23 protein-coding genes are annotated in these 21876 nt (G+C 58.4%); 5 read left to right on the top strand and 18 right to left on the bottom strand.

Annotation, left to right across the window (positions count from 1 at the left end; translation table 11 throughout):
- Window positions 1-34: 34 nt before the first annotated feature.
- The 15 genes from BN1241_RS11305 to BN1241_RS11235 form a co-directional block, all read right to left on the bottom strand.
- A complete protein-coding gene (locus BN1241_RS11305) occupies window positions 35-754 on the bottom strand; it encodes a transcription antitermination factor NusB (RefSeq protein ID WP_054953659.1) in 720 nt (239 codons plus the stop codon).
- Window positions 754-1317 carry an elongation factor P gene (gene efp, locus BN1241_RS11300; RefSeq protein WP_054953658.1) on the bottom strand — a complete coding sequence of 188 codons (564 nt, stop codon included), beginning with the start codon at window positions 1315-1317 and terminating at the stop codon, window positions 754-756. The genes BN1241_RS11305 and efp overlap by 1 nt, the downstream gene beginning before the upstream one ends.
- Before the next feature lie 123 nt (window positions 1318-1440).
- Window positions 1441-1962 carry a shikimate kinase gene (locus tag BN1241_RS11295; protein WP_054953657.1) on the bottom strand — a complete coding sequence of 174 codons (522 nt, stop codon included), beginning with the start codon at window positions 1960-1962 and terminating at the stop codon, window positions 1441-1443.
- Window positions 1959-3509: a 3-dehydroquinate synthase gene (gene aroB, locus BN1241_RS11290; protein ID WP_054953656.1), complete on the bottom strand. Its 1551-nt coding sequence runs from the start codon at window positions 3507-3509 to the stop codon at window positions 1959-1961. Before aroB ends, BN1241_RS11295 begins: the two co-directional genes overlap by 4 nt.
- Window positions 3506-4708 (bottom strand): chorismate synthase, encoded by a 1203-nt coding sequence (gene aroC, locus BN1241_RS11285; RefSeq protein ID WP_222704475.1) that lies wholly within the window; start codon window positions 4706-4708, stop codon window positions 3506-3508. The genes aroB and aroC overlap by 4 nt, the downstream gene beginning before the upstream one ends.
- Window positions 4709-4738: 30 nt before the next feature.
- A complete protein-coding gene (locus BN1241_RS11280; protein ID WP_054953654.1) occupies window positions 4739-5287 on the bottom strand; it encodes a prepilin peptidase in 549 nt (182 codons plus the stop codon).
- The gene (locus BN1241_RS11275; RefSeq protein ID WP_054953653.1) at window positions 5284-6123 is read right to left on the bottom strand and encodes a shikimate dehydrogenase family protein; all 840 of its coding nucleotides are present in this window, start codon (window positions 6121-6123) and stop codon (window positions 5284-5286) included. The genes BN1241_RS11280 and BN1241_RS11275 overlap by 4 nt, the downstream gene beginning before the upstream one ends.
- Window positions 6123-7319: an endolytic transglycosylase MltG gene (gene mltG, locus BN1241_RS11270; protein WP_054953652.1), complete on the bottom strand. Its 1197-nt coding sequence runs from the start codon at window positions 7317-7319 to the stop codon at window positions 6123-6125. Before mltG ends, BN1241_RS11275 begins: the two co-directional genes overlap by 1 nt.
- Window positions 7312-7776: a Holliday junction resolvase RuvX gene (ruvX, locus tag BN1241_RS11265; protein ID WP_082418342.1), complete on the bottom strand. Its 465-nt coding sequence runs from the start codon at window positions 7774-7776 to the stop codon at window positions 7312-7314. The genes mltG and ruvX overlap by 8 nt, the downstream gene beginning before the upstream one ends.
- 14 nt (window positions 7777-7790) lie before the next feature.
- Window positions 7791-10478, bottom strand: a complete 2688-nt coding sequence (alaS, locus tag BN1241_RS11260; RefSeq protein ID WP_054953650.1) for an alanine--tRNA ligase — start codon at window positions 10476-10478, stop codon at window positions 7791-7793.
- An 87-nt stretch (window positions 10479-10565) separates the two neighbouring features.
- Window positions 10566-10907, bottom strand: coding sequence for a DUF948 domain-containing protein (locus BN1241_RS11255; RefSeq protein ID WP_054953649.1), 342 nt, complete (start codon window positions 10905-10907; stop codon window positions 10566-10568).
- A 68-nt stretch (window positions 10908-10975) separates the two neighbouring features.
- Complete coding sequence (rpsD, locus tag BN1241_RS11250) at window positions 10976-11596, bottom strand: 30S ribosomal protein S4 (protein WP_054953648.1); 621 nt, start codon at window positions 11594-11596, stop codon at window positions 10976-10978.
- A 109-nt stretch (window positions 11597-11705) separates the two neighbouring features.
- Window positions 11706-13049, bottom strand: coding sequence for a replication-associated recombination protein A (locus BN1241_RS11245; protein WP_054953647.1), 1344 nt, complete (start codon window positions 13047-13049; stop codon window positions 11706-11708).
- A gap of 88 nt (window positions 13050-13137) precedes the next feature.
- On the bottom strand, window positions 13138-13476 hold the full coding sequence (locus BN1241_RS11240) for a hypothetical protein (RefSeq protein WP_147599427.1): 339 nt from the start codon (window positions 13474-13476) through the stop codon (window positions 13138-13140).
- Complete coding sequence (locus BN1241_RS11235) at window positions 13457-13951, bottom strand: LCP family protein (protein WP_054953645.1); 495 nt, start codon at window positions 13949-13951, stop codon at window positions 13457-13459. The genes BN1241_RS11240 and BN1241_RS11235 overlap by 20 nt, the downstream gene beginning before the upstream one ends.
- 216 nt (window positions 13952-14167) lie before the next feature.
- Between BN1241_RS11235 and BN1241_RS11230 the strand changes: the two genes are divergently transcribed.
- The 5 genes from BN1241_RS11230 to BN1241_RS11210 all read left to right on the top strand — a co-directional run bounded on the left by BN1241_RS11230 (window position 14168) and on the right by BN1241_RS11210 (window position 18436).
- Window positions 14168-15625 carry an alanine/glycine:cation symporter family protein gene (locus BN1241_RS11230; RefSeq protein ID WP_082418341.1) on the top strand — a complete coding sequence of 486 codons (1458 nt, stop codon included), beginning with the start codon at window positions 14168-14170 and terminating at the stop codon, window positions 15623-15625.
- Window positions 15626-16048: 423 nt separating this feature from the next.
- Window positions 16049-16555, top strand: a complete 507-nt coding sequence (locus BN1241_RS11225) for a hypothetical protein (protein WP_054953644.1) — start codon at window positions 16049-16051, stop codon at window positions 16553-16555.
- Window positions 16527-16868: a hypothetical protein gene (locus tag BN1241_RS11220; RefSeq protein WP_054953643.1), complete on the top strand. Its 342-nt coding sequence runs from the start codon at window positions 16527-16529 to the stop codon at window positions 16866-16868. Before BN1241_RS11225 ends, BN1241_RS11220 begins: the two co-directional genes overlap by 29 nt.
- Before the next feature lie 17 nt (window positions 16869-16885).
- Window positions 16886-17512 carry an MMPL family transporter gene (locus tag BN1241_RS11215; protein WP_261795481.1) on the top strand — a complete coding sequence of 209 codons (627 nt, stop codon included), beginning with the start codon at window positions 16886-16888 and terminating at the stop codon, window positions 17510-17512.
- A gap of 492 nt (window positions 17513-18004) precedes the next feature.
- Window positions 18005-18436: an MMPL family transporter gene (locus tag BN1241_RS11210; RefSeq protein WP_054953641.1), complete on the top strand. Its 432-nt coding sequence runs from the start codon at window positions 18005-18007 to the stop codon at window positions 18434-18436.
- A 76-nt stretch (window positions 18437-18512) separates the two neighbouring features.
- Here the strand turns inward: BN1241_RS11210 and BN1241_RS13655 are convergent, their stop codons facing one another.
- The 3 genes from BN1241_RS13655 to BN1241_RS11195 form a co-directional block, all read right to left on the bottom strand.
- Window positions 18513-18863, bottom strand: a complete 351-nt coding sequence (locus BN1241_RS13655; RefSeq protein ID WP_054953640.1) for a DCC1-like thiol-disulfide oxidoreductase family protein — start codon at window positions 18861-18863, stop codon at window positions 18513-18515.
- Window positions 18864-19122: 259 nt separating this feature from the next.
- Entirely contained in the window at window positions 19123-20571 is a 1449-nt protein-coding gene (locus tag BN1241_RS11200) for a multicopper oxidase domain-containing protein (protein WP_222704448.1), read from the bottom strand.
- The gene (locus BN1241_RS11195) at window positions 20564-21829 is read right to left on the bottom strand and encodes a hypothetical protein (protein WP_147599425.1); all 1266 of its coding nucleotides are present in this window, start codon (window positions 21827-21829) and stop codon (window positions 20564-20566) included. Before BN1241_RS11195 ends, BN1241_RS11200 begins: the two co-directional genes overlap by 8 nt.
- Between the last annotated feature and the right edge of the window lie 47 nt (window positions 21830-21876).

Genomic DNA, 21876 nt, shown 5'->3' with positions numbered 1-21876 from the left:
AAGTACAGGCAGGATTTCTCCTGCCTGTACTCAACTATTTATCGGTCTCTTTCCCCGCAATATCGGGAGTTTCTCCCGATAGGGAATGGCCTGGCTGTTCACGGAAATGCTCATCCGCAACCGCCTGGGCGGTCTTGTCCGTGATTGATCCCTCATCACCAACACCGCTCGCAGCCAGATCACTACGAACTGCGTCAGTCGCAAATCCTTCATCATCAGAATCAGACACACGAACATTATCCGCTTCGGATACACGGGCGTGTTCCGAATCGGACTGACCGGATGCTTGAGTGGTGGATTCAGTAGCAGTAACGTCCTGGTCGGGCTTTGCCTGCGCAGCCGCGCGGTGTTCTTTACCTGCGCGGTTGAAGATTGCCGTGATGAAACCGACCGAGCGTTCGTCTCCCAGTTCCCGGACGATCGCGGAGTATTCCTTGACGGCAACGCCAATCTCGAGGTTGTCGAAGCAGATCTCGGCAAGGCCGAGGCGCAGGATTGCGCGATCGAGCGCTGCGAGCCTGCGTAGACCCCACTTCGAGTACTGTTCGATCAGCTCATCGATTTCGTACAGGTGATTGGACACGAGTTCCACCAGCCTGACTCCTGCCGGCTGGATGGGCACCTGTGCGGTGGACAGAACCTGGCGTTCGGCGAGCAGTTCCTTTAACAGGCCGGGAACGAGAATATCTTTCTGTTCGGCCTCAAAGACGATGTCGAGTGCGCGCCTGCGCTGTGTTTCGAGGTGGCGTGCCACTAGTCTGTGGCGCGACCGAGGTATTCACCGGTACGGGTGTCAACCTTGACCTTGGTGTTCTCGTTGAGGAACAGCGGGACCTGGATTTCGTAACCGGTCTCCAACGTGGCCGGCTTGGTGCCTGCCGAGGAGCGGTCGCCCTGGAGGCCAGGCTCTGTGAAGGTGATCTCGAGAACGACCGAGGTCGGCAGCTCAATGAACAGGACGATGCCCTCGTTGGTTGCGACGATGACGTTCTGGTTCTCGAGGAGGAAGTTCGCGGCATCACCAACGATCTCGGGAGAGATCGTGAGCTGGTCGTAGGTTTCCAGGTCCATGAACACGTAGTCGGTACCGTCGTTGTAGAGATACTGCATGTCACGGCGGTCAATGGTCGCGGTCTCAACCTTGACGCCCGCGTTCAGGGTGCGATCAACGGTCTTGCCAGACAGGACGTTCTTCAGCTTGGTACGCACAAAGGCGGGGCCCTTACCGGGCTTCACGTGCTGGAATTCAACGACAGACCAGAGTTGGTTGTCGAAAACGAGCACCATGCCGTTCTTGAGATCGTTCGATGTTGCCACGAAAACTCCTTAAGTTTTAGTCACCCAAACACTACCGCTAACTGAAGCATCAGCCCAAGAAGACCATACCAATGTGAGGCAAGTAGCGAGCAAAAACGGATTATAGGGAAGATACGAAATCGGTTAGTAGGTCAGGTTCATGATCTCATCGGCAAGAACCGGCCACTCACCGCTTGCGGTGTTGATCGTGGTCGCCCCTACCGAGTAGAGGGGTTCACGAGCTTTGAGGTGGGTCAGGTACGACGAACGGGGTGAACCGATCGCAACCGAGCGTGGGATATCGAGACCGGCACGGTTCATCAATACCTTGGCCTCGGCGGTCAAGAACACCTTCGTGGCGCCTTGGCGGACAGCTTCATCCACGCGGGCTCGGACTTCCACGCCGCGATCATCATCGCCCGAGTTGCCGAGCGCACCCGAACCAAGCAGCACCACGTCTGCACCCGAGTCCAGTGCGGCGAGTGAGGCACCGCGTTCAGCCTCCGCGTAGGCGGTCGCCCCCTGGAAGATCAGCAGATCTGATGCGCTCTCGCCCTCCCGCTCCTCCAGGAGCTGCTCAGCATCGCATACCGATAGCCCTCGGCTCTGAAATTCAGCAAGCAACTCGGTGCCACCGGATCCGACCGGGCCTACGAGAATAATCATGCGCCAACCGCTTCCCACGCAGCATCAAGATGGGCCTGACTAGGCTCGAACACAAAGGGTTCACCCTGTTGCCTCAAGAGGATGAAGCGCAGTTTTCCGTTGCGGACCTTCTTGTCGTTCATCATCGCGTCCACGAGTTCGGCCCGTCTGCCGGGCTTGTAGGTGACGGGCAAGCCCACACTCGCAAAGGATTCAATGTGTTGTTCTACGAGATCGGAAACTCCGGCGGCACGAGCAAGTGCTGCGGCGAACACGGATCCGATGGCGACGGCTTCGCCGTGGCGTACGGAGAAGTTCTCAACTTTTTCAATCGCGTGTGCCAGGGTGTGCCCGTAGTTGAGGAATTCCCTGGCCCCGGTCTCCTTGAAGTCTTCGGTGACGATTCGGGCCTTGACGGCAATGGAGCGAACAATCGCCTCTCGCAGTGCGGAACTATCGGGATTGAGCAGTTCGTGTGAGTCCAGGTCAAGGATTGCACGGTCCTCGATCCACCCGCACTTCACAACTTCGCCGAGTCCGGCGACCAGTTCTTCGTTCGGCAGAGTGCGTAGTGAGTCAAGATCGGCGATGACGCTGATGGGCTTGTGGAATGCGCCCACGAGGTTCTTGCCTGCGGGGGTATCGATCCCGGTCTTGCCACCAACGGCAGCATCCACCATGCCCAGCAGGCTCGTGGGCACCTGGATAAGGTCAACACCCCGCAACCACGTGGCGGCGATGAAGCCAGCAAGATCCGTTGTCGCTCCCCCACCCAGTCCAATAACAACGCCATCGCGTGCCATCTTCATGTCACCGAGCGTGTCCCAGGCGCGAACAAGTTCACGGTGGTGCTTCTGCTCTTCCCCCGCGGGCACAACAAAGCTGCGGCTGGGGATCCCACGGGCCTCGAGTTCACGGTGGATCCGGTCCGCCTTCTCGGTGAGTGCTTCCGGGTGAACGACGAGCGCGGAGGATGCGGAGGTTGCGGCCTGGGCAACCCGGTGATCAAGGTGGTGACCAACGTGCACCGCGTAGTCGACGACATCGATTGTCGTCGCATCCGATTCGAGCTGGGCATAGATCTCGCTCGCCAGCCGCGCCGGGGGCCTCGTATCGGTCTTAACCGTCAGGGTCGCGACCTGACGGTAGAGGGGCTCGCGCTCAGCGCTGAGCCTCCGCAGCGACTCTTCGGGGCTCGCCTCAAGCAGTGGCCTGCGCGAGGGATGTCGGGAGACCCGTTCAAGCAGGATTCCGTGATCCGCGGCGATGAGGACGACGCGCTGCCCGCGCAGTGCCTTGCGCACACCGGGGGACACGATTGCTCCCCCACCGAGCGCCAGCACACCATCGAAAGTTGAGAGCGCTTCGATGATGGTCTCCAGCTCGATCTTGCGGAAGCCCTCCTCGCCGACCTCGTCGAAGATCTCGGGAATGGTCTTGCCAGCTTTTTCGACGATGAGATCGTCACTATCGGCAGATTCGAGACCGTGAATCTCGGCAATGTGCTTGGCCATGGTCGACTTGCCGGACCCGGGAAGGCCGATGAAGACCGCGTAGGGACGGCTCATGAGAGGTGCTCCCCGCGTGACTTGAGGTAGCCAGCAAGATTCCTGCGAACCTCGGCAAGCGAGTCTCCCCCGGTCTTTTCCAGCAATGCCTCGGCTAGCGTGAGGGCAACCATGGCTTCGGCAATAACGGCACCGGGCACGACCGCGGTCGTATCGGAACGCTGGTGGATGGCGGTTGCTGGTTCACCGGTCTCGGTGTCGATTGTGGCGAGCGCCCTCGGCACGGTCGAAATGGGTTTGATCGCGGCACGGACGCGCAGAACTTCACCGTTCGACATTCCGCCCTCGGTGCCTCCCGCACGGTTGGTTTTGCGCACAATCCTGCCGTCCTGGGTCACGATCTCATCGTGTGCCTCCGAGCCGCGGCGCGCTGCCGTCGTGAAGCCGTCACCGACCTCGACGCCCTTGACGGCCTGGATACCCATGAGTGCCTGGGCGAGCCGCCCATCGAGCCTGCGCTGGGAAGAAATATAGGAACCAAGACCGGGAGGCATTCCGTATACGAGCACCTCAACGACACCTCCGAGGGTGTCACCGTCCTTCTGGGCGGCCTTGATCTCCTCCTGCATGGCCACCGACGTGTCCTTGTCGAAGCAGCGAGCGGGATCCTCGTCAAGCTGAGTCACATCCCCGGGCCACGGCTTATCAGCATCCTCCGGAACTGCAACCGATCCGACGCGCACGACGTGGGAGACAAGTTCGATGCCTGCGGCCTGGGAGAGGAAGCGGGCAGCGATCTCACCGAGAGCAACGCGGGTTGCGGTCTCGCGCGCAGAGGCGCGTTCGAGGACCGGGCGGGCCTCGTCGAAGCCGTACTTCATCATGCCCACGAGGTCTGCGTGACCGGGGCGGGGCCTGGTGAGCTTCTTGTTGCGGGAAATCTCCCTTTCATCCCCAGTCCCAGCATCAATTAAAAGCTCGGAGGGATCGACCGGGTCGGGACTCATAACAGCGGTCCACTTCGGCCATTCCGAGTTCCGGATGACGAGGGCAATGGGGGAACCAATGGTCTTGCCGTGACGGATGCCGGCAAGGATCTCCAGCTCGTCCTTCTCAAACTTCTGGCGGGAGCCGCGCCCGGCTCCGAGCCTGCGGCGAGCGAGTGCCGAGCTAATGTCGGAGCTCTGCACCTCAATACCGGCGGGTAGTCCTTCGACGACCCCGACAAGGGCGGGGCCGTGTGATTCTCCAGCAGTCATCCACAACATGACAACTATCTTGCCAGAGTTTTAGGCCAGGCCGGTTGCCAGTATCGCCCCTAGGACCATGGCCGGACCGTAGGGTGCGGTCCGCTGGCCCCTCAAAATGCTGACAAGCACCCAGACCGCCCCGATTGCGACGGTCGCCACAAGGGCGAGTCCCAGCGCCTTCCAGCCGAGTGGGAGCAACCAGCCACCGAGCACGGCGGCCAGTTTCACGTCCCCTAGACCAAGCTGATAGTTGGACAGGATCCGGGCGATCGCAAACGTGCAGAAGCCAATACTTGCGCCCACGAGGACAAGGAGGAGCATGATGCCGCCCGCGGGAAAGTCAACCGCCACCATGACGGTGATGGGATGAAGGACTGTGAGGATCCCGGCAATGATGAGCCACCCGTCGGGCAGGTACTGCGTCCTCGCATCGATGAGAAATAGCACCCCGAGAACCGCCCCCAAAAGGGTTGAGTAAACGGTGGTGGCACCGAACAGCTGATCCCAGCCGACAACAAGACCGGCAATAGCGCCAGCGAGCAAGGCAAGGGAAATCCACAGGACCGGAACTCCCCTGGTCCAGTTCATCGCCGTGCCAGTTCAGCCTCGAGAGCCGCCCTCATAACCCCCACATCCGGGGTGCGGTTCGTGAAGAGTCGGACCTGGGAGACGGCCTGGTGAAGGAGCATGGCCCAGCCCGGAACAATCGTTGCGCCACGCGCCTCGGTCGCCGCCACGAGCTTGCTCGGCCACGGGTGATAGTTCACGTCAAGGACGGTGAGTCCGGACAGATTGAGGTTGGCATCCGTGATCCGGTCCGCCAGATCGTCCGCCACACCGCCCGGGAGTGTCGAGACGAGGAGCCCAGTGCCTGCGAGTGAGCTCTCGATGTTGTCGGTCAGCTTTACCAGTGAGGGGCTGAGGTCCATGCGGGAGGCCGCAGCTACCGCCGAACCAAAACCGCCGTGATTGCGGGCGGCGAGCGTGATGTGCTGCTTGATGCCCAGCTCCACGCATGCAGCGAGAGCCGAGGAAGCGGTTGCTCTTGCACCGAGGATGATCGCTGAGGGCGTTGAGATTTCACCGGACTCACGAACTGCTTGGGCGATGCCGTACACGTCCGTGTTGAATCCGACGACCTGCCCGCCACTGGGCTGGTAGCAGACCGTGTTGACCGCGCCGACGGTCTTGGCGAGGCCATCAACAAAATCGAGCTTGTCGATTACGGCCTGCTTGAGCGGCATCGTCAACGACAGGCCTGCCCACGTGTCATCGAGACCGCCGATCAGGTCATCGAGCTGTTCGAGCGGGGTGGGATAGAACCCGTATTCGATATCTTCGCCCATGTCCCTATAGGCGGCATTGTGAATGACCGGTGAGAGTGAGTGATCCACCGGGTATCCGGCAATCCCTGCCTTCTTCATCAGCCTTCCCCTTCTTCATCCCCGCCAACCTCGGGAGCATCGGAACGCCCGTAGTCCGGGTTCTGTTCCAGCCACGAGTCAAGGCGAGCTTTGTTTTCGTTGTGTTCTTCCAGGGTAGCCGCAAACAGCGTCTCACCCGAGTGCAGATCCACAGTGACAAAGAACAGCCAGTCCCCATCAGCCGGGTTGAGAACGGCTTCGATGGCTGGCTTGCCAGCAGCCCCGATCGGGGTGGGCGGCAAACCGCCGTGGCGGTACGTGTTGTAGGGATTGTCGTTCGCGAGATCCTCCGCGGTGGGAATGCCACCGGACTTGCCAACCCCGTAGAGCACGGTCGAGTCCATCTGCAACCTGCCGTTGACCGACTCGGTATCGACCAGCCGGTTTTCGATAACCCGGGCGACCTGAGCGTAGTACTGGGGCAGGTTGACCTCGCGTTCGAGGATGGAGGCCTTGATTAGTACTTCTTGTCGTTCACCTTCGGGAATCCCGAGCGAGTCGAGCTCGGACTTGCGGGCCGAGACCATCTCGGCAAGCACTTCGTGTACAGGGGTGTCGGGGGAAATCATGTACGTGCCGGGCTTATACCAGCCCTCGACGTTTCCTTCCGCCTCGGGGGGCAAGCCAATCGCTTCAGCGTTCTCGGAGGCCGCCGCAACATCGGCAATATCGACATCGAGCAGGTTCGCGATCCGCTCGTGCACCTGGGTGCGGGTGAAGCCTTCGGGGATCGTGATGTTGACGTCGACGCGCTGCGCGTCGTGGTCCTTCAGGAGCGAGATCGCGCGCTGGGCCGGGATCTGGGTCGGCAACTCGTAGGTTCCAGGCTGAATGCTGCCGGCACCGGAATCTGCGTTGAATGCGTCAATGAACGCACCCGTGGAGGCGACCACATCGGCTTCAACAAGAATCGCAGCCATGTCCGATCCCGTGGACCCATCGGGAATCGTGACCTGCACAGGTTCACCCTCTTGGCCTTCGGGATAGTCCTCGGGGCTGTTGCTAAAGATTTCGGAAGCGGGTCCGTTCGTGATCCAGTCCCTCACGTTGGGCAGGATGGCGGCGGTAATGCCGGCGAGGATCGCAATGACCAGAATGACGATGGCGGTGGAGCGGCTGCCGCGTTTCTTACGGGGCCGTGCCTTCTCAGATTCTGTGACGGTTTCGTCACTGAACGCGTCGAAGATGTCACCCATGCGTGCCCTTTCTGCCTACCTGCTCCCCCGGTGGTAACCCCGTTCGGTCTTCGATGTCGAGGGCTAGCTCGAGGATGAGGATAGCAGCGACCTGGTCAACCACGGATCGGTGGCGACGCTCGGACTTGCCTGCCTCGTGCAAAGTCTTGTGTGCGCTAACTGTTGTTAGCCGTTCGTCTACTAAACGTACCCCAATGTTACGATGCCGTAACGCAACCTGATGGGCAAATTTCCGAGCATCTTTCGCAGATGCGCCTTCGGTTCCGTCCATGTTCATTGGCAGACCGACGATGACCTCGATCGGTTCATATTCGTCAATCAGGTCATCCACGTCATCAAAGTGACTATCGCCACGTCGATCACGGTAGAGAGTTTCCACCGGGGAACAGAGAATCGCATCCTCATCGCAGGATGCAACGCCGATGCGCGCCCGGCCCACATCGAAGGCCAGGCGCACGCCCTTACGCTTACTCAGAGGGAGCTCTCAATCGCCCGCGCAGCATTTGCGATCTTGGTGGGATCCTGTCCGCCACCCTGGGCAACATCGTCCTTACCGCCGCCGCCACCACCGAGCACGCCCGATGCGACCTTGACGAGAGCTCCGGCCTTGATGCCGTTCTCACGCGCCGTCTCGTTCGTGGCAATAACAACCATGGGTCGGCCCTTGGACTGACCAAAGATCGCCACCACGGCGGGCTCGGATTCGGCGATCTTGGAGCGCACGTCGAGTGCGAGGGTACGCAGGTCGTCACCGCTCACCCCATCACCCAGGTCCTTCCATGCGAACAGGGCGTTACCGTGGCGGGTTGCGGACTTCGCAATATCGTCAGCGCCGGCCATGAGTTGCGCCGTCCGCATCGCGGCAATTTCCTTCTCCGCGTTCTTCAGGCGGGTCATGATCGAGTCGATGCGGTCGGGAAGCTCATTCGGGCGGGCGCCGACCATGGCCGAGATCTGCGAGACCAGGGCGCGTTCCTTTGCACCTGCCGCGTACGCTCCCTGACCAACGAGGGCATCGATGCGGCGGACACCGGATCCGATGGAGGCCTCACCGAGAACGGACACGAGACCGATGTTTCCGGTTTCGGGAACGTGCGTACCGGCACAGAGTTCCTTCGACCAGTCGCCACCGATTGACACCACGCGAACCCTGTCGCCGTACTTTTCACCAAAGAGGGCGGTTGCCCCCTGCTTCTTGGCTTCGTCGAGGCTCATCTGCTCGTCCGTCACCAGGAGGTTGTCTTGGAGGCGGGAGTTGACTCGACCCTCAATGTCCGTCAAAACATCGGTGGGGACCTGCTGTCCGTGACGGAAGTCGAAACGGAGGCGGGAGGGAGAGTTCTCGGAACCGGCCTGGGTGGCCTGCTCCCCGAGGAACTCGTGCAGAGCCTTATGGACCATGTGGGTGGCCGTGTGGGCGCGCGCGATCTGTCCCCTGCGGTCCACATCGATCTCGGCATGGACCTGGTCATCCAGGGCAACAGAGCCTTCGGTCAGGGTGCCGCGGTGCACGATGAGCCCCTTGATGGGTGACTGAACATCCATGACATCGACAAGACCGCCACCGGCAACAGAAATAGTGCCGTGGTCAGCAAGCTGACCACCCTGCTCTGCCCAGAACGGAGTCTGGTTGAGGATGATCTCAACCTCGGCGGGAGCCTCAGCAGCGGGAACCGGCTGACCATCCACAAGAATCGCCTGGACGGTACCGTCCGTGACTGATTCCGTGTAGCCCAGGAAGTTGGTGGCACCGGACTTGCCGAGCAGGTCCTGGTAGACCTGAACATCAACGTGGCCCGTCTTCTTTGCCTGAGCATCGGCCCGTGCCCGGTCCTTCTGTTCCTTCATGAGAGCCGTGAAGCCATCCGCATCCACGGACACCCCGGCTTCCTCCGCCATCTCCAGCGTCAGGTCGATCGGGAAACCATACGTGTCGTGCAGAGTGAAGGCATCGGATCCGGACAGGACGGTGCTCTTCCCCGATTGCTTGAGGTTCTTGACAGCGTTCTCAAAGATCGTGGTACCGGATGCCAGTGTCCTGCGGAACGCTTCCTCCTCCGCGTAGGCAACCTCGGAGATGCGGGCGAAGTTTGTCTTAAGTTCGGGGTACGACTCGGACATGACCTCCATTGACACCGGCAGCAGGGTCGGCAGGGCAACCTCGTCGTAGCCGAGCAGGCGCACGGAACGGACCGCGCGGCGGATGAGGCGGCGCAGCACGTAGCCGCGACCGTCGTTACCCGGGCGCACGCCATCCCCAATGAGCATGAGTGCGGAACGCACGTGGTCGGCAATGATGCGGAGCTTGACATCATCCTCGTTGTCGGTGCCGTAGGTCTTGCCCGTCAGCTTCTGTGCGGCCTCGATGACGGGGAAAACCTCATCGATTTCGTACATGTTGTTCTTGCCCTGCAGGAGGTAGGCAAGGCGCTCAACACCGAGACCGGTATCGATCGACTTCTGCTCGAGTTCGCCCGTGAGCTCGTATTCCTTGCCCTGGCCCTCGCCGCGCACGAACTGGTCAAACACGTTGTTCCAAATCTCGATGTAGCGATCCTCGGATTCGGCATTGCCCGGCCATCCCGGAACCTTGCCACTCTTGGCATCGGGACCAAACTCTGGGCCGCGATCGTAGTGCCACTCTGCCGTGGAACCGGCAGGACCCGGCTGGCCCGTATCCCAGCAGGCTTCTTCCCAGGGCAGGAGAACGATGCGGGATTCGTCCATCCCGATCTTCTTTGTCAGGTGCTCGTAGGAGACCGTGTCTTCTTCCCACAGGGTGATCCAGAGGCGCTCCGGGTCAAGGCCGTAGCCGCCCTCATCCTGGCTTGTGGTCAGCAGCTCCCAGGAGAGGTCGAGTGCACCTTCCTTGAAGTAGTCACCGAAGGAAAAGTTCCCCGCCATCTGGAAGAACGTGCCGTGACGGGTGGTGCGACCAACGTTCTCAATGTCGTTGGTGCGGATGCACTTCTGCACGGAAGCAACGCGGGGCCACGGTGCCTTCTCGGTGCCGAGAATGTAGGGGATGAAGGGGACCATGCCCGCAATCGTGAACAGGATCGAGGGATCCGGGGACACGAGTGGGACCGAGTCGGCTACGTGATGATTCTTCTTTGCGAAGTAGTCAAGCCAACGGTTGCGAATCTCTGCAGTGCGCATGGTTCCTCTTTGCTATGCCGCGGAGCGGCTCATGGAATGAGGGGAAGTTACGGGCCTCCCCCTATCGGGGACAAACTAGCGGCTATTCTACCGCCGCTGACCGCGCTTTCCGAACGCGCGGCGCACCGCCAAGAACGGTGCCGCAATTGTGGAGGTCACGAGCGTGGTCGTGGCAGACAGGTCTTCCGCGGTCCTGGCTGCGGCCGACGTGATCGTGTCAATACGCTCCAACTGGCCATTGGTACGCGCTACTGCCTCGGCAGCATTCGTCAGTGCGGGCAGGGTCTCGTCGGTCAGCTTCTCAACCGAGACCGTCAGTTCATCGAAAGTCTTCCCCAACTTCGTAAGCGGGCGAATAAGAAAGATGACAAGCGCAACAAAAGCGAGGGCTGCGATGATAGCGGCGATGCCGCCGAGCGTGATCTCCATGGCTGATCCTTTGGGACGAAAAAGCAGTGCGCCCTGAGCATATCCTGCCCAGGGCGCACAAACGAAGATCAGCGCGAGTAGTACTCAACGACCAGCTGGTGGTCGCAGGTCACGGGGACCTCAGCACGCTTCGGGCGACGAACGAGGGTGGCGTTCAGCTTTTCGATCTGAACGTCGAGGTACTCGGGAACGTCGGGCAGAACGTCACGGTGCACACCGGCGGCAGCCATGAGGAACTGGTCCGAAGCCTGCGACTTGGCCTTGACCTGGATGGTCTGGCCGGGCTTCACGCGGAACGAGGGACGGTCAACGATCTTGCCGTCAACAACAATGTGGCGGTGCACAACTACCTGGCGTGCCTGTGCGATGGTGCGGGCGAAGCCAGCACGGAGCACGAGAGCATCGAGGCGCATTTCGAGGAGCTCAACCAGGTTCTCACCGGTCTGGCCCTCAATGCGGTGTGCCTCTTCAAAGATGGTGCGCAGCTGCGACTCGCGAATGCCGTACTGGGCGCGCAGACGCTGCTTCTCCTTCAGACGGACCGAGTAGTCCGAGTCCTTGGTGCGGCCACGGCCGTGCTCACCAGGACGGTAGGGGCGGCGCTGCATGTAGCGCTCAGCCTTCGGGGTCAGTGCAATACCGAGTGCACGCGAAAGGCGCACCTGCTTACGGGAACGTGAATTAGCCATAATTCTCCTGTCGAATTCAATTTGCACACCACTGGGTATCAGTGATGCGGGGCCACCTCGTGGCTAAGGCCCCAGGGAAAGTTGCCGAAGCAACCGAACAAGCGTACCACTACTCTCCATCAACAATGGAGCGGAATCTCGCCAATCTAGGCGTGATTTGTGACTCGAAACCGTTCTCCGTGGGCTCGTAGTAGCGGGTACCCACCAGCTCATCGGGCAGATACTGCTGGGCCACCACATGACCGGGATAGTCGTGAGCATACTTGTAGCCCTCACCGGCACCGGTTTGGCGGGAGGCCCATACGGAGCCATCACGCAAGTGATTGGGGATGGTCCCAACCTTGCCGTCACGCACATCCTTAATCGCCGCATTGATTGCGTTGTAGGCTGCGTTCGACTTCGGCGCTGTTGCGAGATGAACAACCGCTTCAGCAAGGATGATCCGGGCTTCGGGCATGCCCACCAAAGCCACGGATTGGGCTGCAGCCGTTGCCGTCTGCAGTGCCGATGGGTCCGCCATACCAATATCCTCGGCAGCCGAGATCATGAGCCTGCGAGCAACAAAGCGGGGGTCCTCCCCCGCCTCCAACATTCGTGCCAGATAGTGCATGGCTGCATCAACATTGGAGCCGCGTATGGACTTAATGAAGGCGGAGATCACATCGTAGTGAGCATCGCCATCCCTGTCGTAGGCCATGGCCGCAACATCGATCGCTTCCGACACGTCCTCGATGGTGATGGTGCTGTCCTTGCGGGCGGCAGTTGTCCCAGCAGCGGCTTCCAGTACGGTGAGGCTCCGCCTCGCATCTGAACCTGCAAGCCGCACAATCATGGCTCTGGAGTCTTCGGGAAGTGTAAATTTCCCTGCCAGTCCCCTCTTATCTTTCACTGCTCTCTCAAGCAATTCACCAATGTGCTCGGGTTCAAGGCCTTGCAGAGTCAGCATGATGGAACGCGACAGGAGGGGCGTCACAATTGAAAAGGATGGATTCTCGGTCGTAGCAGCGACAAGAATAACCCACCTGTTCTCCACGGCGGGCAAGAGTGCATCCTGCTGTGTTTTTGAGAACCGGTGCACCTCATCAATGAAGAGAACTGTCTCTGCGCCGGAGGTGGTGAGATGACGGCGGGCTTCGGAGATGACCGCACGCAGTTCCTTCACTCCTGCCGATACTGCGGATAGTTCAACAAACTTGCGTGCACCGCTCCGAGCAATCAAATAGGACAGCGTGGTTTTTCCAGTTCCTGGGGGGCCCCAGAGAATAACGGAGGATGGTCCGGCATCCGTGCCGTCAGATTCGATCAGTCTACGCAATGGTGAACCGGGGGCAAGAAGATGATCCTGCCCCAGCACATCGTCAATGCCGCGGGGTCGCATACGAACTGCGAGGGGCGCCCCTGCATCACTCGGAATCCCCTCGGGCTCCATCCCAGCGTTATCGAACAAATCCACAGAACTAGTCTAGCTTCAGGTGCCAACTGCTGATGTTCGGAGCCACAAACCCTTCGGTTGGCCCGTACTCTTTGGTCAAGTGGAGACCTTATTCGGGCTCAACCGGCAACCTCGTCACGCCTTCGGGGTCGGTATCGAGGAAGGCTCTGAGATCATCGTGTTTGATTGCCTCGAAGAGCGGCCTGGCATGCTCCTCATCCGAGAGGACGGTTGACTGGCGACCATCGGGCGACCATCCCGTTCCTCCATGCGGAATCGTCAGGGAGCTAATATAGCCGGATCGCAAGTTCCTGCTGGAAATCAGCAGGTCCCTCATCTCTCCGATGGAGAACCCTTCATCAACCGACACCGACTGGGCAACCGTTTCCACAAACTTCGTTAGCTCTCCCATGTCGCTGAGAATGTTCTTATTGAACATTTCGCTCATGATTGATCGTATCCAGTTCTGGTTGCCGTTGCACTCTCGAAAAGTCACCGCCAGACAGGCCATAGCGTTGGCGAACATACGCCAAGGCTTGCTCTCCATTTAGTCGCTGGTCGCCTGCCGGAATCATCCCATCGGGGGTTTCCAAACGAGAGCTGAGTCGAATACGTACTCCACCCAACGCATCGGACATGGTTGAAAACGACTCAAAGTCAGTGACAACAAAATGATCAATACGAACATCCGTTAGTTGTTCGAACGTATGAATCATGAAAGTGGGGCCGCCGAACGAGAACGCGGCATTAATCTTCGCTTCACCATGTTCAGGGAAATCAACCCACGTATCGCGGGGAGTGGAGATGGCAGCAACACGCGGGCGATCACCTGAAATGTGGAGCAACATGATCGCATCGGTACGTTGCGCTCCAGCCTCCCACTGTCCTGGATCGCCCGCCGAGATTCTCGAGTCGGAACCCAAGATCAGTATGTTGACGGGATCTTCCCCTCTTTCCTATCTGAAGATCTGAGGAGAATCCAACCGCCCAAATAATGTTCGATTCAGGCAATTTGATGGTCGAATATCTCGCAATATTAGTTGACCCGTCCCAGCGTGTGGGAGTCCGTGACCTTCGATTCAGGTGGCGGCCCTGACCTGTGGGACGATTCCCCTTGGAAGATTGAGGAGTAAAAGAACATGGCAGAGATCCAGGCAACTATTTCACGTTTCACCGTATCGGCAACGGAGTGGCTGACGGGAGTCAATGACTGGATCTACACATGGATCATCATTCTTGCACTGACCGGCACCGGCATCTACCTCACGATTCGCACTCGTGGAGTCCAGTTCCGTCACGTACGGTCAATGGTCTCTCACCTGAAAGAGTCAAGGCGAGGAGCGCGTGGTGGAATTTCTTCCTTCCAGGCATTCGCTATCGGTATGGCAACCCGGATCGGGATCGGCAACATTACAGGTGTCGCTCTCGCCATGATACTTGGTGGCCCCGGGGCACTGTTTTGGATGTGGGTGGTCGCATTCTTCGGCATGGCAACCGCTTTCGCGGAAGCAACACTGGCCCAAATCTTCAAGCAACGTCATGCGGGTGGCACTTTCCGGGGCGGTCCTGCCACCTATATTCTCCACGGCACGGGCTCCAAGCTACTTGCCAACCTTTTTGCGATTTTCATGGTTTTTTCCATGATTGTCGCCATGCCCATGGTTCAGGCAAACTCAATTTCGGGTGTGCTCTACGGCACCCACAACATTCCACTCTGGGTATCTGCTGCCCTCATCGTTATCAGTACTGCAGTGGTTCTCATCGGTGGAGTTCGAAGCATCGCGAAGGCCACCGAATTCATCTCTCCGGTCATGGCGCTTGGCTACATCATCACCGCGCTCGCGATCATTGTTCTTAATATCGATGCTCTTCCTGGCTTCTTCCGGGATGTTTTCGCCTCGGCTTTCGGACTCAATGAGACACTCGCTGGTAGCGCTGGTGGAATTCTTGCCACAATCCTCAATGGTGTGCGCCGAGGTCTCTTCTCGAACGAAGCCGGCATGGGGACCAATCCGAATGCCGCAGCGACGGCGACGGTTGATCACCCGGTTTCTCAGGGTCTGATTCAGTCACTTGGCGTCTTTTTTGACACCATGCTTGTCAGTACCGCGACTGGCTTCATTATTTTGACCTCGGGAGTCATTGATCTTCGAGGTATTGACGACTCCGCTTCTTCACACATCACCTCGGATGCTGTGACCGCAACACTTGGTGATTGGATGGCGGTTCCTTTTTCCATCATGGTTTTCTTCTTCGCATTCTCTTCAATTCTTGGCGCGTACGCGTATGCGGATGCAAATCTCGTATTCCTCGGCAAGACCTCAGTTGCGTGTCAGCGCGCTGCACAGCTCACCGCAGTCATTAGCTCCGGTATCGGGGCTCTATTGGCGATCTCGTTCGTGTGGACGTTGATGGACACTGCCATGGCATTCGTTACCATCGTCAATCTCATCGGGCTCATTGCACTCACAAACTGGGTGGTTGCCAGCCTCAAAGACTACGAAAATCAGAAAAAGGATTCCGAGCTCATTGAATTCGCGCCACACAGCGGAGTACTTCCCGGAAAATTGACCACCAACGGGTGGGGCACCCCCTAAGTTGAAAGTCCGCGGCCCCCATGCAAGGCTCCCGTAACGTCCGGTACCCTTGCACGAAGGCATTGTGACGAGTTGAACATTCAAGGGTTAGGGACCTGAGCGCGCCAACCGTGATGGCCGAGCCCATCCAGCATCTTCCCGGGTCACGGTCTTTCCTCAAAGGCGGAAGACTGGATCCTCGCTGTGCATTGTTCAGAATGTGAGGTACCGCGTACTGGGCATTTTCCCATAATGAACCAGAGATGATGGACTGGTGTTAGCGTGGCTTGGTCGACTTGTGTCACATCATCCGCGCACTACCGCTTCACGTTGGATTGTCTTTATCGGACTTTCTCTCATGCTCGTCTTCACAGGGGTAGGTGGCACCTCCCTGTTTGGCTCCCTCAGTACTGGCATCCCGTCTCGCCGAACACGGAATCATCGGTGGTCTTTGACGACAGTGAGAATGAAGCAGTCTCAGTCAGCTATCTGATCAATGGGTCGACCGCGGAGCAGCTCGCCGACGATTGCGCCGTATCGAGAAGAGTTCTCACGCTTGCCGATGACCTCATGGAACTTGACGGGGTCGAGAGTGTTCTCTCCTACCCGGTCTTCGCTCTGGATATTAGGCAAGAAGTCGAATCCCAGCGGCAGCAGGCACTCGCCGAGGTGGAGAGTGGTTTCACGGAAGCCCAGAAGGAAATTGATGCTCTTGCCTCAGTCGATCCTCAGTCAGCCGCTGTGGCACAGGAGCAGATTGACGCTGAAAAGCAGGCTGCCATCGACCAAGTCGGTGCTGAGATCGATCGGGAGCTCAATTCACTTCTCGCGATCACCCCATCGGAGGGAACCGGTAGCGGTGATGAAGCACCTGTTAACAATGAGGTATCTGGCAATGCAGAGGAACCAGCATCTGATGGCAATGAGTCTCAGTTCGCTCATTGCAAGTGATGAGAATGGCCAGGTTGTTGTCATCGAACTGGAATCCGGACAATCGGAGGATGAGCAGAACTCAACCCAGGAAGCTGTCCTTGCCGAGCTTGATGATGCATCATCCAGCCTAGCCGAGATCGTTCCCGAAGTTACTACTCACGTTCATTCATTGGACTTGACAACGGCTGCTGTCATTGCTCGGGTGCAGCAGGATCTGGTGATGGTTGAGTCTATTGGCCTCCTCATCGCGCCTTCCTCATGGTCGTGGTGTTTGGTGGTTTGCTTGCAGCGGGACCGCCACTCATTGGGGCAATTTCTACGATCGCGGTAGGGATGGGAGTGCTCTAGATTCTTGCTAAGGTCACGACTGTCGATTCCTTCGTCATTAACATCATTTCGATTATTGGTCTCGGATTATCGATCGATTACGACCTGCTGATTGTTGCTCGCTACCGGGAGGAGAATCAACGACATCTTCCCGATCTTGGGTATGAGCCAGATGTCAGTGACATTCCAAAGGCCCCGACAAAGGAACAAGCAAGCGAATTGAATGGTATGCGGTCCACCGCAAGCCAAACCACGACCTCAACGGCCCGTCGCACCGTGTTCTTCTCCGGCATGGCCATCGCCGCCTCCATTACGGCCCCGCTGGTCATGGAAGCACAAACGCTACAGATGATTTCCATGGGCGGCGTTATCACGGTGATCTTGGCAGTTTTTACTTCGATCACCCTCGTACCCGCACTCATCAGCCTTTTCGGAAACAATCTGGCCCGCCCCTTCAAATCTGTCAAAGGTGCCGGGGTTGCGGAAGCTCACTCAAGGTATTTGGGACGAAGCTACCGATCATGGAGTATTCTCCAAAATCGCTCACTTTGTGCACGATCGTCCGTGGCCGATCTTCATCGTTCTCGGGGCACTGCTGGTGATCATCGCACTCCTGATCGGCAATCTACACCTGCGCTCCTCCTATAAGAATTACATTCCCGAGAAATCTGATGATGGGCAAGCAATCGCCCTCCTATCGGAGCAGTACCCAGCATTCGCCACCCCCGACATCACCGTTCTCGCCGAAATCCCCGTCGATCAGGTAGCCAACAGTAAGCTCGCAACAATCTTGGCGGAAACATATCCCGATGCGGCACTGACCTTCACCGAGGGTGCAAGTGCCGATCTCACTCGTATTAGCCTTGATCTCGATGTTGAAGATTCGCTCAGCATCGAAGTCGGGAATATCGTCTCTGACATTCGCTCAATTCATGTCGATGTTGAGTTCAGGGTGGAGGCAATGCTGCGTTGCAGATGGACTTCAATGGGTCGCTTGCTGAGGGTCTCCCACCTGCCCTCCTCATCATTGTCATTGCAGTCTTTTTCCTACTTGTTCCTCATGACCGTGTCCCTCATGGCCCCTCTCAAGACCGTCCTTCTCAATGGGCTTTCACTCTTAGCATCCCTTGGACTCACAGTGTGGATCTCTTTGAGAACGGTTACCTGGGCCTCGAGGCCCTACCTGGGCTTGACGCCTACGTTGTGGCTATTGCTCTCGCGTTCGCTTTCGGTCTGGCCATGGACTGCGAGGTTTTACTCCTTGCTCGGATCAAGGAGTATTGGGACAGGGGTTACGCGAACAATGATGCGGTGGCATCCGGACTTCAGCGGTCCGGTCGGATCATCACCTCGGCCGCAGCGATCATCATTGCCGTGTTCATTGGCTTCGTCTTCGGCGAGCTCGCAGTCGTCCAACAGGTCGGTGTCGCCCTCGTAATTATCGTTGCACTCGACGCAACCCTTGTTCGTATGCTGCTCGTTCCGGCAACGATGACCCTGCTGGGCAAATGGAACTGGTGGGCACCAAAGCCACTGGTGAAGATCTACAACAGGTTCGGCACCCACGATTGAGTTGATCGACGGGTGGTCTTGCCACCAGCAACGCCACCCGTCACTCTAACTCCCGAACATACTGAGCCAGGTGCACCTACGAGGTTGAGCAGCTCCTGCGCTCAGCTACTTCTGCATAGACCTTTCTTCCCAGCGAATCGAAAACCCGGGCCCCGACCACTGTGCCAAGAAGCTTCCATGGGAGCCCCATGGTCTTGAGCACTGCAGCAACGGCACAGTGCCCGCGCTCAACGGTCTCACCAGCAAAAACCAGGTAAGACTCATACTCGCTGGGGTCTACTCCGCGATGGGTCAGGTCTGCATACCCGGTGAACTGCACATCGGTTCGCTTCTGTGCCCACCTCGCAAGCTTCGCACACATCGTGCAATTGGCGTCATAGACACATGTCGCAGGGGTATCTACCGTGATCCGATTTTCCACGTTCATCTCAACCTTTCCCCTTCCCGGTCTTTGTTCAACGCAATCAGCATTCAAACAAATACCTCGCGGTGATGACTTCCCTATCTAACGTACTCCACTGAGGTGCGGATGGACTATGGAGACCAGGTATTTTCTGATGTGAGAAGTTAAAGGAAATTGGCACCCCGCCAGGGGTGCCAATTCGTTGAGGATAGCAATCTCATTCGTTCAGGACAGTTTTCTCATTCCAGAAGGTCCGATGTCTCCTCCGATACGTGATACCTGCTTACTCAGTGACGTGCACGAATCCGTGTGCGCCGCGTTCGGCTTCACTCATGATGTGGTTGACGACCGCGTAGTTGCCGGCCTCGGGGAATTCGAGTTCCACGAATCCACCTTCGGCAGGTAGCAGGGACAGTACCTGCGACCCACCATCGGTTGCCCCAGTCCAGGATGCACCTTGACGGATGAGGTAGGTTCCCTCACTCCAGGTGGTATCGAACTGTCCCCCAACGATGTGGAATGCCAACGGTACGTTCGGTCCGGCGTCCAGTACCCAGAATCTGACTCGTTCACCAACGCGGGCTTCGAAGCGTTCTTGGTCGTACTGGTTGGCAACACCGTTAAAGACAACGCGGTCGGGGTTGCCAGCAACGATCTTATCGGCGTCGAGTTCCTCCGCTTCCTCTGCAGAGTGAGCTTCATTAGCGAGGTATACCTCGGATTGAACAACAACATATTCGCGATCAACCGGGTCAAGGTCATCGGGTTCGATGATGACCGCGCCGTGCATGCCAGCCGAAATGTGGGTGGACATGGGTGCTGTCGAGCAGTGGTACATCCAGATTCCCGAGCGGGTTGCCGTGTAGCGGTATACCAGCTCTTCACCGGGAGCGATCGTTCGCATGGGCTCGTCCGGTGCGAGTGCACCAGCATGGAAGTCGATCGAGTGCCCAATGGTGCCATCGTTGACGAGAGTGATCTCGAAGGTGTCTCCCACCCGTCCCCGCAGGACTGGCCCCATGGAGCCGCCGTTGAATGTCCACCTGGTCTGCCACAGCCCAGGTGCTACCTCGAGGGGTACTTCCGTGACCGTGAAGGTGACTTCGTGGGTAACCGGACCATCAGATTCTGGCAGGGGCTCGAGAGCCGCAGGATAGACCTCGCCAATCTCCGCACCATCAACATCGGGAATGGTTTGAGTGGCCGCATGGCTGTCGTGGCCACCAGTGCCAGCTTCGCTGCCATCGACAACCACGTCGAGGGTCATGCCCATCTGCCTGTGCCCAGCAACCGAACAGTAGCCTTCTTGGGAGTAGGACTGCGTGCCGAAGTTGATCGTTTCTGACTGACCTGGCTGCACGCGCGATGACTGCACGTCCCCGATCACGAGGTCGTGCCCGTTCTTGTCATCCTCGTTCACGAGGGTAACAACGAGTTCGTTGCCGGCAGGCACATCAATGACGGCTGGCTCGTAGGTCATGTCTGCGGTTGCCACGACCGTGACCTCGGTTGTTTCTCCCGTTGGTTCCACTGCGGCTCCCGCCGCGGCCGGACCACCACCAAAGTTGGGGTTCGCGGGCAGTGAGCTATCACTGCCGGGTAGAGCAACACCGAAGGACACGGCAAGGAGCAATGCCACAACGGCTGCGATGAGACCGCCAGCTGACCACACGGATGACACGCCAGAATTGGATTGCTGCCCCCTCATCACACCAGGCTTGTTCTCACTCATGCGTTTCCTCCGCATTCTTCGTCACGAGGTTCTGTGTCTCGGGATTCTTTGTCACGGGTTTGGGGTTGGTTGATTCCAGGCGATGAGCCTCCTGCTGCTTGCTGTGCTTCAGTCCTCTAAAGACAGCCAGGAACATGATGGGGATGGCGGTCATGAGCGCAAAGATCCCCAGTGCTGCTATCACGATGCGAACCGTGTCGGGTACGGGCAGTAGCCACACGATGAGTGCCATGTTCGGCACCGTAATACGGAACGTGGACCACGTGTTGAGGCCATCCTGGTAGACAACAACATTTTGAGGGGATCTGCCCATGAGCACGGGGAGCAGGTACGAGAGTGCACCGAGCAGGATTTGGATGGCGAATCCGAAGGCGAGGACCGGTGCCATATCAACCAGGCGGTCAGTGACCTCCGGCCAATCCTCAGATACCGCGAGCAAGACTCCGATCCAGATGAGTCCAACAATGGCCCAGACCATGGCGGCACCAACGGAAGCGGGAGCAAACTCCCGAATGCCTTTCAAAGCAACCGGCTTCCACAGGGTTCTCCCCCACCACACCAGTCCCCCGGCGTAGCAAAGAACGCCGATGAGGGAAATGATGGTCTGGCCGAGTAGCGCACCGCTTGACACGATGACGATCCCGGCAAGCAGTGGGTACAGTGCCTGTTTGACGAGCCGTTCCGATCGGTCATCCATCCGCGCCCTGACCATCGTGGGCCAGAAGGTCACGAGTGTGCCAACCACGGTCAGCCCAATCCAGCCAAGTAGGTTGAAGGTCATGTGGGCGATCATGAGCCTGCCCCGCCATTCATCCCCAAAGCCGAAGGCGAGGAGCACTCCGAAGGTTGCTCCCACGGGGAGCATGAATGCTGCGGTGATGTAGTAGCGGATAACGATCCGGAACCTGCCGGGAAGTGCCGCCTTCACTTTCCTTATGAGAAAGATGGCATGCCACACAACTGAAACAGTGACGAGGATGGCTCCGACCATGACGAGGACCCACATGTCCATCGGGAAGCCAGCAAACACGAACAGTGCACCGAGCGCAACGATGAGGCTGCGCCTGTCCTGCATCTCCCGCTCATTCTCTTGCGGCCTTGTCTTCAACAGGGTGTTAGCGAAGTATTCCGACCACACGAGAGCGGAGTGGGTGAGTGCACCAAGGAACGTGACGTGGATAGCAAGCCAGTCCGAGGACAGGATCTGCTCATGGAAAATGACAACGACCACCAGGACAAGGAGCCAGATTATGGCCATGATGTCCCTAATTGGGCTGAACGCACGGCGTTCTTTCTTCGGTCCGG

It is taken from the genome of Flaviflexus massiliensis, assembly GCF_001375495.1.
Classification (GTDB): Bacteria; Actinomycetota; Actinomycetes; order Actinomycetales; family Actinomycetaceae; genus Flaviflexus; species Flaviflexus massiliensis.
This window is presented reverse-complemented; position numbering and strand designations above follow the sequence as displayed.